The 9,821-nt window shown below is 63.6% G+C and carries 10 protein-coding genes; 7 read left to right on the forward strand and 3 right to left on the reverse strand.

Features of this window, described 5'->3' with window-relative positions:
• Positions 1 to 18 precede the first annotated feature (18 nt).
• The 3 genes from VEJ16_09555 to VEJ16_09565 all read left to right on the forward strand — a co-directional run bounded on the left by VEJ16_09555 (position 19) and on the right by VEJ16_09565 (position 2,509).
• A complete protein-coding gene (locus VEJ16_09555) occupies positions 19 to 1,305 on the forward strand; it encodes an HlyC/CorC family transporter (protein ID HYB09905.1) in 1,287 nt (428 codons plus the stop codon).
• Between the two features lie 98 nt (positions 1,306 to 1,403).
• Positions 1,404 to 1,976: a DUF2889 domain-containing protein gene (locus VEJ16_09560; protein HYB09906.1), complete on the forward strand. Its 573-nt coding sequence runs from the start codon at positions 1,404 to 1,406 to the stop codon at positions 1,974 to 1,976.
• 50 nt (positions 1,977 to 2,026) lie between these two features.
• Entirely contained in the window at positions 2,027 to 2,509 is a 483-nt protein-coding gene (locus VEJ16_09565) for a GNAT family N-acetyltransferase (protein HYB09907.1), read from the forward strand.
• 27 nt (positions 2,510 to 2,536) lie between these two features.
• Here the strand turns inward: VEJ16_09565 and VEJ16_09570 are convergent, their stop codons facing one another.
• The gene (locus tag VEJ16_09570; GenBank protein HYB09908.1) at positions 2,537 to 2,842 is read right to left on the reverse strand and encodes a ribbon-helix-helix domain-containing protein; all 306 of its coding nucleotides are present in this window, start codon (positions 2,840 to 2,842) and stop codon (positions 2,537 to 2,539) included.
• Positions 2,843 to 3,006: 164 nt separating this feature from the next.
• On the reverse strand, positions 3,007 to 3,357 hold the full coding sequence (locus VEJ16_09575; protein ID HYB09909.1) for a BolA family protein: 351 nt from the start codon (positions 3,355 to 3,357) through the stop codon (positions 3,007 to 3,009).
• A 55-nt stretch (positions 3,358 to 3,412) separates the two neighbouring features.
• Between VEJ16_09575 and VEJ16_09580 the strand changes: the two genes are divergently transcribed.
• From VEJ16_09580 to cobT, 4 genes are all read left to right on the forward strand, one after another.
• A complete protein-coding gene (locus VEJ16_09580; protein HYB09910.1) occupies positions 3,413 to 4,297 on the forward strand; it encodes a DMT family transporter in 885 nt (294 codons plus the stop codon).
• Between the two features lie 116 nt (positions 4,298 to 4,413).
• Positions 4,414 to 4,971: a J domain-containing protein gene (locus VEJ16_09585; GenBank protein ID HYB09911.1), complete on the forward strand. Its 558-nt coding sequence runs from the start codon at positions 4,414 to 4,416 to the stop codon at positions 4,969 to 4,971.
• 37 nt (positions 4,972 to 5,008) lie between these two features.
• Entirely contained in the window at positions 5,009 to 6,013 is a 1,005-nt protein-coding gene (gene cobS, locus VEJ16_09590) for a cobaltochelatase subunit CobS (protein ID HYB09912.1), read from the forward strand.
• A gap of 16 nt (positions 6,014 to 6,029) precedes the next feature.
• Positions 6,030 to 7,910 carry a cobaltochelatase subunit CobT gene (gene cobT, locus VEJ16_09595; GenBank protein HYB09913.1) on the forward strand — a complete coding sequence of 627 codons (1,881 nt, stop codon included), beginning with the start codon at positions 6,030 to 6,032 and terminating at the stop codon, positions 7,908 to 7,910.
• 124 nt (positions 7,911 to 8,034) lie between these two features.
• On the opposite strand, the gene VEJ16_09600 is transcribed toward cobT, so the two are convergent.
• On the reverse strand, positions 8,035 to 9,402 hold the full coding sequence (locus VEJ16_09600) for a tetratricopeptide repeat protein (GenBank protein HYB09914.1): 1,368 nt from the start codon (positions 9,400 to 9,402) through the stop codon (positions 8,035 to 8,037).
• Positions 9,403 to 9,821: the final 419 nt, after the last annotated feature.

Raw genomic sequence — 9,821 nt, forward strand, 5'->3', positions numbered from 1 at the left:
GAGTTGGGCGAACCGGCGATGGATATCGACCTTTCGCTTGTCGGCACGATTCTACTGATCGTGGTCCTCCTCGTGGCATCGGCTTTCTTCTCGGCCTCCGAGACGGCGATCACGGGGGCATCTCGCCCACGCATGCACGCGCTCGAAAACCGCGGCAATGCCCGCGCGCGGGTGGTCAACCAGCTTCGTGCGGCGACCGAGCGCATGATCGGGGGCATTCTTTTCGGCAACAGTCTCGCGAACATCCTCGCCTCGTCCCTCGCAACGAGTATCCTGATCGCCTGGTTCGGCAACGCCGGTGTCGCCTACGCAACCGTTGTGATGACGTTGCTCATTCTTCTCTTCGGCGAGGTGCTGCCGAAGAGCTATGCCCTTCATCATGCCGACCGCGTAGCCCTTGCGACGGCGCCGATCGTCCGCGCGATCGTCTGGCTGCTCACCCCCATCACGAGTGCGGTCGAGGTCGTCGTGCGCACGCTCTTGAAACTGCTGGGCGTGAAGATCGGCGGCGGGATCAGCGTCCTGCACCGGGAGGAAGAGCTGCGCGGCGCAATCGATCTCCACCGCGGGCCCGAGCCCGAAACTTTGCAAGAGCGGCGCATGCTGCGAAGTGTGCTCGACCTCGATGAAGTCACGGTCGGCGAGGTAATGGTTCACCGTAAGAACGTCGTCGCGGTGGATGCCGATATGCCGGCCGACCAAATCCTCGATGTCGTAGTCGGGAGCCAATATTCGCGCCTGCCGCTCTGGCGCGGAGATGCCGACAATATCGTCGGTGTGCTGCACGTGAAGACGCTTTTGCATGCGCTACGCACGCACAAGGGCGCGCTCGGGCCGCTCAAGATCGATTTGGTCATGGCCAAGCCGTGGTTCGTCCCCGATACCACATCGCTCCTCGACCAGCTCCAGGCCTTCCGCAAGCGCCGGGAGCATTTCGCCTTCGTGGTCGACGAGTACGGCGCCTATATGGGCATCGTGACGCTCGAGGATGTCCTCGAGGAAATCGTCGGCGACATCACGGACGAGCTTGACCTTGCCGTCCCCGGTGTGCGCCTTGAACCCGGCGGCACTTACGTGGTCGACGGCAGTGTGACGATCCGCGATCTCAATCGCGAGTTCGATTGGCGTTTGCCGGATGACGAGGCGACGACGGTTGCCGGCCTCGTCATGCATGAGGCCCGCATGATTCCGGAGCCGGGGCAGATTTTCACCTTTTTCGGTTTTCGCTTCGAGGTGCTGCGCCGGCAACGCAACCAGATCACGGCGATTCGCATCACGCCGCCCCCGCTCGAGGAAGGGAAGTAGGCAGGCTGCGACTCGACCCGTGCAATGTTTGCCTGCACCCTGCTTGACCGTCCGCCAGCCTGCCTTATATTGCATTGCACAACGAACGGGCGGTCATCATGCCTCTCACACCGGCGAGCGAGCGCGAGCTTATCCACACTCGGCAGGTCTTGTGCCGTGGATACCGACGATCCGACGGCCGATGGGATATCGAGGGTCACCTCATCGACACCAAGAGCTACAGCTGGAAAAGCGACTACCGCGGCGACGTGCCGCCCGGTGTCCCGGTCCATGAGATGTGGCTGCGCCTGACGATCGATGACGACTTTTTGATTCACGCGGCGGAAGCGTCGAGCGACTTCCATCCGTTCCGTGTTTGCCCGGAAGTGACGCCGAACTTCGCGGCACTCAAGGGACTGCGTATCGGTCCTGGCTGGCGACGGAAGGTCAGGGAGCTCGTGGGCGGCACGAAGGGCTGCACCCATCTCGTCGAGCTTCTGGCCCCGCTTGCGACCGCGGCCTATCAGACGATCTACCCCATCCGCGAGAGAAAGCGGCGCGAGGAAAATCAGCTCGATCCCCACAAGAAGCCCGAGCTGATCGATACCTGCCACGCGCTTGCAAGCGACAGCGAAGTTGTCGCGCGCTATTGGCCCGATTTCTATACCGGCAAAGCGGCTGCGAAAGGCTGAACCGCGTGTCGGTTATAAAATCGGCCGTCGCCACAGGGTACTCATAAGCAATGCAGCCGTTACGGATCAGACCGGCCCGAGCGGATGAAGCGGACGATTTGACGGCACTCTGCGTCCAATCCAAGGCATACTGGGGTTATGACGCCAATTTTATGAGGCTGTCGGCGGTTGCCCTGGCGGTGACGCCATCGATGATCGACGAGGGGTGCGTCCTGGTTGCCGAGGATCTGCATTCTCGGTTGGTCGGGGTAGCGGCCGTCGCGCGCGTAAGCGAAGACGGCAAATTCGATCTTGCACGCCTGTTCGTCCTGCCTTCCGCATTCGGCATTGGAATCGGGCGGGCACTTTTCGAGGCCGCGGTTGCGCTTGCGGCGCGCCAAGGGGGTGCCTCCTTGCTGATCCTCTCCGATCCGTTCGCGGAAGCCTTCTACGAGCGGCTCGGTGCCGTGAAGATCGGCGATGCACCTTCGGACGCTATACCGGGACGTCGGCTGCCCCTTCTCGAATACGCGATCCCAAATCGGCGGATATAAACGGCCTTACTGCGCCGCGTCGATTGGTTAAATCGGCACCTCGGCAAATCCGCGCCGCCGCTGTCGCGAAGTGCGCTCGCGACGGGGATCCCCGCCATGCCCGGCATGGGCATGGCCGTCATCGGTCGCGGCGGCACGAAAATAGCTCACAATGAAAACACGGATCGCCGCCGTGAGGCTCGATCCGTGGCGCTGAGCGTCGATCAGGGATGCGACCTCACCGATCGACCGGCCCTCGCGCCGCGCAATTTCCTGGAGCGCCTCCCACATTTCGGGCTCGAGGCGAATGCTCGTGCGGCGCCCTGATATCATGACGTTGCGGCTTTGCAGCATCTGCGTCCCATTCACTCCTGCGCGCGGACGTCCTCGTTCGGGTGAGTCAGGGAGGGCTGCCAACCACCCCCATTGCCTTGATCGGACCTCAGCGCCCACTCTCGTGGCATCAATATATTGGAAATGTCCGTTTTATTGGGCGATGAGCGATTTCGCCAATCCGCTCAACGCCCTGGGCCGCGCGCCGCCGCCTCCGCGGGCGTGAGTGTCTGAAGCGATAGCGCGTGAATGTCACTCTTGAGATCGTCGGCAAGTATCTCGTAAATGAGGCGTTGGCGGGCAACACGGGGACGACCCTCGAACGCGGTGGACACGATCTCCAGCCGGAAATGCGTCTCACCCTCGGGCCGCGCGCCTGCGTGGCCCGCGTGACGATGGGACTCGTCGAGGATCTCGAGGCGCTCCGGACGGAGCGCTTCATTGAGCTTCGCCTTGATTCGCGCCGCCACGCGCATGGCTGCCTCCTGAAATTGAAGCACCTTGTCGCCAAAGGGGAAGTGATACGGTTTGGCCAAACGTCAACTCGCCAGACTATATTCCGGCCGTCCGCACCTTCGAACCCAATCCTCCATGTCGCGCCGAAACGCCGTACTCGTGTTCATTGCCCTGATCCTGATATGGGGCGTCAATTGGCCGATCATGAAAGTCGGGCTCACGCATATTTCGCCCGGCTGGTTCACTTCGTTGCGAATGCTCCTCTCGATACCCTGCCTTTTCGCCATTTTGTTCGCGCAGGGCCGCGCGAGGCTCCCCGCGTCCCAGGATGTCCCGGTTCTTCTCTCCGTGGGGCTCCTGCAGATGGCGCTCTTCATGGGGCTGACCAACTTCGCACTTCAGCGCGTGCCGGCCGGCCGCGGCGCCATACTCGCCTATGCCACCCCTCTTTTTGTGACGCCGCTTGCGGCCATCTTCCTCAAGGAGCGCATGACGACACTCAAGCTTCTCGGCGTTGCGTTGGGGATGCTGGGCGTCGTCGCACTTTTCAATCCGTGGAGCTTCGATTGGAGCGACGGGCGCATCGTGCTCGGCAACGGCTTGTTGATGTTGGCGGCATTCCTTTGGGCGGTTTGTATCGTCCACGTGCGGCGCCATCGCTGGTATGGCACAACGCTCGAACTCATGCCGTGGCAAATGGCGGTCGGTGCCGTACCGCTTGTCATTTTCGCCTACTTTCACGAGGGCCCGCTGCACATCGACTGGTCGACGGCGCTTGGGTTGATTCTTTTCTATAACGGCCCGATCGCCGCCGCATTCGGCTTTTGGGCATCGGTCACGGTTAACAAGAGCTTACCGGCAACGACGCTCTCGCTCGGCTTCCTCGGCGTGCCGCTTACGGGTGCGATTACCGCGGCCATTGCGCTCGGCGAGCCGCTGACCGCAACGCTCCTCACCGGGCTCGTTCTCATCCTGGGTGGGGTCGGCATCACCGCACTTGCGGACCGGCGCACCGCATGAAGACATGCGTCAATTTGAAAGACACATTTTTGAAAGATATGGGCGCTTCGCCTGCCTGAGTCGTCTTTTCTTGCCCGAGGCTTGTCTCGCACTGGCCGGCACCCCATACTGAGATCATGGATCGCGCACTACATCTCGATATCGATCCCTGGGCGGCCGAGGCAAGGCCGCATCTGCGCCGTTGCGACCATCCGGAATGCACATCGGCCGGTGAATATCGTGCACCCAAGGATCGCCTTCGGCTGCACGAATATTTCTGGTTCTGCCTCGATCACGTCCGCCAATACAATCTGAGCTGGAACTACTTTCAGGGCATGAACGAGCGCGAGATCGAGCTTATCCGCCGTCGCGACACCGTGTGGGACCGGCCGACTTGGCGCCTCGGCGGAACGATGCCCCATAAGGTGCGCGATTACTTCGACCTTTTCGACGATGACGGGGCCGAGGAAAGGCGAGCGAACGAGCGCAAATCCTATCCTTTGACGGCGGAAGGTCAGGCCCTCGCCGTCCTGGAATTGACCGGCCCCGTGACGTTGCACGAGGTCAAGGCACGCTACAAGGAGCTGGTGAAACGCCACCATCCCGACACGAACGGCGGCGACAAAGAGGCCGAGGAGCGCCTGAAATTGATCAATCAGGCGTACACCACCTTGAAAAACACCATGCTCGCGTGATAGCGATTGCACCCCCCTCAACCGCTGGAATGGTTCGATGATTGCGAAAAGCCCAACGGGGGCACTCGAGTCCCCGCCTATCGGCAACCCGGATATCAGGGTCTCCGTGCGGCAGACCTTCGGGATCGACTTCGATATGGACGTCCCCGCGTTCAGCCAGCCGACCGAGCTCGTGCCCGACCTCGACGAGGTCTACGTTTTCGACCGCGACACCACGCTCTCGATTCTCGCGGGCTTTGCCTATAACCGCCGCGTCATCATCCAGGGCTATCACGGTACCGGCAAATCGACTCATATCGAGCAAGTCGCGGCACGGCTCAACTGGCCGTGCATCCGTGTCAATCTCGACAGCCATATCAGCCGCATCGACCTCGTGGGCAAGGATGCGATCGTAATCCGCGACGGCAAGCAGGTGACCGAGTTTCGAGAGGGCCTGCTGCCGTGGGCGCTTCAGCATCCGACGGCCCTCGTGTTCGACGAGTACGACGCCGGGCGCCCGGACGTCATGTTCGTGATCCAGCGCGTGCTCGAGGTTGAGGGCAAGCTCACGCTCCTCGACCAGAACCGCGTGATCCGCCCCCATCCCGCCTTTCGCCTGTTCGCGACGGCGAACACGATCGGCCTCGGCGACACGACCGGCCTCTATCACGGCACCCAGCAGATCAATCAGGGCCAGATGGACCGCTGGAACATCGTGGCAACCCTCAACTATCTGCCCCACGACGAGGAGGTGAAGATCATCATCGCCAAGGCGCCTTCCTATGACACCGAAGGGGGTAAAAAGACGATTTCGGCGATGGTAGCGCTTGCCGACCTCACGCGGAGCGGCTTCATCGCCGGCGACATCTCGACCGTCATGTCGCCGCGCACCGTGATCACCTGGGCCGAGAACGCCGAGATCTTCCACGACATAGCCTTCGGCTTCCGCGTCACGTTCCTCAACAAGTGCGACGAGGCGGAACGCGCGATCGTGGCCGAATATTATCAGCGTTGTTTCGGCACCGAGCTCGGCGAGTCGTCCGTCAAGGTGGGCTCGGCCTGATCGGCCGGGAGCACCGATGTCGGGAGATCGCAGCCAAGACAACCCCCTCGAGGAGTTCCGCCAGATAACGGCGGCGACGATGCGGGCGATCAGCCGCGAGCCCGAGGTGAGCGTCACCTTCTCCCCGGATCGCCCCTCGCTCGCCGGAACGGCCGCCCGCCTGCCCATGCCCTCGCGCGAGCTGCCACCCGGCGAAGTCGCGGTCGTGCGCGGCGAAGCCGACAGCTTCGCACTCCGCCTGCGTTACCACGACGCGGCCCTTCACGCAAAGCGCCAGCCCGCCGGCCCTACGGCGCGCGCGGTCTTCGACACAATCGAGCAGGTGCGCGTCGAGGCGTTGGGTGCTCGCACCATGGCGGGCGTTCAATCGAACCTTGCCGCCGCTCTCGTCGATCAGTGCCGCCAGCGCGGCTACGCCCGCGTTCACGCCAAGGAAGATGCCCCGATTCCCGACGTGATCGGCCTCCTCGCGCGCGAGGTCCTGATGGGGAACGCGACCCCACCCGCAGCACGGCGGATGGTCGATTTTTGGCGTTCCTCCCTCGAAAGCAAAGTGAGCCGGGACATCGCCGAGCTCGGCCGCTGCCTCGCCGACCAGGCGCACTACGCCGACGTGGCGCGCCAGCTCATCCGCGATCTCGAACTCGACGACGAGGACGCCTCCGATAGCGAGCTTGACGACGAAAACGCCGAAGGCGAGGACGCCTCGGCCGATGCCGACTCGGAAGCGGGCGACAGCGAGGGATCGAGTGCCGCCTCGGGCATGACCCAGGAGGCCCAGGAGGGTGCTTCGCGCGACGGCAGCGACGCCGACGCCGGAGAGGCCGAGGGCGAGATGATGCCCGGCTCGGGCGACGACGACTCGAGTCGGCCCGGACGCGCCGTCCGGCCGCTCGGCGATTTGCGCAACGATCGCAACGAGCCTTATTACCGCGCCTTCACGGCCCAGTTCGACGAGACGGTCGAAGCCGACAAGCTGTGCGACCCACAGGAGTTGGCGCGGCTCAGGATGCATCTCGACCAGCAGCTTTCCAACCTGCAAGGGGTCATCACGCGGCTCGCCAACCGCCTGCAGCGCAAGTTGCTCGCGAAACAGACGCGCGCATGGGACTTCAACGTCGAGGAGGGCATTCTCGACACGGCGCGCCTTCACCGCGTTGTCGTCAATCCGGTCTTTCCGCTCTCCTATAAGATCGAGCGCGAGACCGAGTTCCGCGACACGGTGGTCACACTTCTCATCGACAATTCGGGCTCGATGCGCGGCCGGCCAATCACCGTCGCCGCGATGAGTGCCGACATCCTCGCGCGCACGCTCGAGCGCTGTGCCGTCAAAGTCGAGATCCTGGGCTTTACCACGCGCGCCTGGAAGGGCGGGCAGGCGCGCGAAAAATGGCTGGCCGAAGGCAAGCCACCTGGCCCCGGCCGGCTCAACGATCTGCGCCACATCATCTACAAGGCCGGCGACGCGCCCTGGCGGCGGGCGCGCAAAAACCTCGGCCTCATGCTCCGCGAAGGCATTCTCAAGGAAAACATCGACGGCGAAGCGCTTCTCTGGGCGCACAACCGGCTCATCGCGCGCACGGAGCAGCGCCGCATCCTCATGGTGATTTCCGACGGCGCGCCTGTCGACGACTCGACCCTTTCGGTCAATCCGGGCAATTACCTCGAACGGCACCTTCGCGACGTGATCCAGTGGATCGAGCGCTATTCGCCGGTCGAGCTGGTCGCGATCGGCATCGGCCACGACGTGACGCGTTATTATAGCCGTGCGGTCACGATCGTGGATGCCGAGCAGCTCGGCGGCACCATGATGGAAAAACTCACCGAGCTCTTTGACGAGCAACAGGCAAAGCCGACACCCGGCCATCAGGTCCGCAAAATCCGCCGCGGACGCTGAGGGCTGGACGCCCCTCCGCAGCACGACCCATCCGGCAATGCCGGCGTGTTCCCCGCCTCCTCATCGAGCGCGGTACGATTCGATGCCATGCTATGCAGATCGCCCCGCCTGAGGGTGGGCGATCCTATCCGGCGCTGTTTTGAAGCGCGCGTAGTTCCGCCGCAAGGGCGGCAATCGGCTTCTCCCAGTCCTGGTCGGCCTGCCGGCGGAGCACAACAGCACTTGGAAACCAGGGTAGTTTCCGTCCGCGCATGAGCCACGGCCATCCGGCCGGCGTGGGCGCAAGCACGAAGACCTTTTTCCCGAGCGCCCCCGCGAGGGCGGCGATCCGACCGGGCGGTGCGACGACGAGATCGCAGCCATCGATGCGTGCCGCCAGTGCGTCGAGATCGGCAGCACCCGGCCAATGGCCGAGTCGGTCCTGCGGCACCTGCCCATGCGCCTCGATCACCGCCGACGGCTCGGGCTCGAGGCTCGCGAAATCGAATCCCGGGAGATCGAAAACCGGCCCGAGGGCTGCGAGCGGCAGGCGGGCCGGATCGCGTGCGGGCCAGCTCGCCTCGCCTCGCCATGCCAGCCCGAGCTTCAGCCCGGCACCGCGCGCGCGGTAGCGCTCCCGCCACGTCGTGGTCGCGCGCAGATCGGCGACGAGATAGCCGGCCGCGTGCGTGAATTCCACGGGCCGCCGGCGCAGGTGACCGGGCAGGCTGCCGAGCGGGATCGCCGCATCGAATGCCGTGGTCGGCACTTCCGCAGCGACAATTTCCAGGTTGGGGTACGAGCGGCGAAGAAGCGTGCCGACCCCCCCATCGCCACAAAAAGACGCACGCACCCCGCTCGCCATGAGATCGGCGAAGGAATGGAGGCAGAGGATTGCTTCCACCCCGGCACCTTCGCCCTCGACCAGCAGGTTGAGGGGAGCACCCGCCGCATTCGTGCGAGCCTTGCCGTCCCACGCGGGTGCGACAAGCTTTCGCTCCGGTGCGCCGGGCACGCGCCAGCGCCATTCATAGCCGCGCCAGCCGCGTGCGTATTTGCCGCTCGCGAGCAGTGCTAGGGCTTCGTGATAATGGGCGAGCGCATGCTTTGCGTCGGCGCGCAGCGCGCGAGCGTAAGCCGCAAGTGCGGGAGCCGACTTGCCGAGGGCGAGATAGGCGTCGCCCAAACATCGGAACGCCTCGGCATTGGTGGGGTCGATTGCACTCGCCGTCTGAAAATGGAGGATGGCAAGCTCGGTCTTGTAGCGCGTCTCCAGGATGCGGCCGAGGCCGAGATGCGCCTTCGATCGCCGGGGATCCTTCACGAGCACCGCTCGGAAGCGCGCCTCCGCCTGCCCGTAGTTTTCGCGCGCAAGAAGCGTCAAGCCCTGCATCATGAGGCTGTCGACGTCCCTGTCCTCGTCGTCGGGACTCGGCCCGGCGTTCTCGACCTCGTCGAGCAACGCTTCGCCGTCGTCATCCCCGGCGGGTGCGGGCGGGTCGGCTGGAATCATGACGGCGATCTCCGATCGGAAACGCGGCCTTAACCGCAACGCTAAGGAACCCCCGCGCGGCCGTCAATCGAGGGGGGCCGTGTGGGCAAGTCTAACATCGCCCCCGTTTTGGCGATTATCACTTTGACTCAGCAGGTTTCATGGGGTATCAGAATACCGCGAACGCGACGCCCCCGGCGGTAGGGCCATTAAGGATGGAGGAGATAACCGGCGGCATGGTTGCTGCTGGAATGGAAGCCTATTCTGTTTGGCGTAAAAGTGAGGAGGGCGCGGTTGAGCGTTGGATCGCTGACATGGTGTCGCGAGTTTATGTGGCTATGGATTCCGAGCGTCCGCGGTAGGCGGAATTATGTCTGCAAGACGATCCTCTAATTTTTCTACTTCCACAATGAAATCAGAAATTTCATCTCCAATTATTT

The sequence above is a fragment of the Alphaproteobacteria bacterium genome (assembly GCA_035625915.1).
Lineage (GTDB): Bacteria > Pseudomonadota > Alphaproteobacteria > JACZXZ01 > JACZXZ01 > DATDHA01.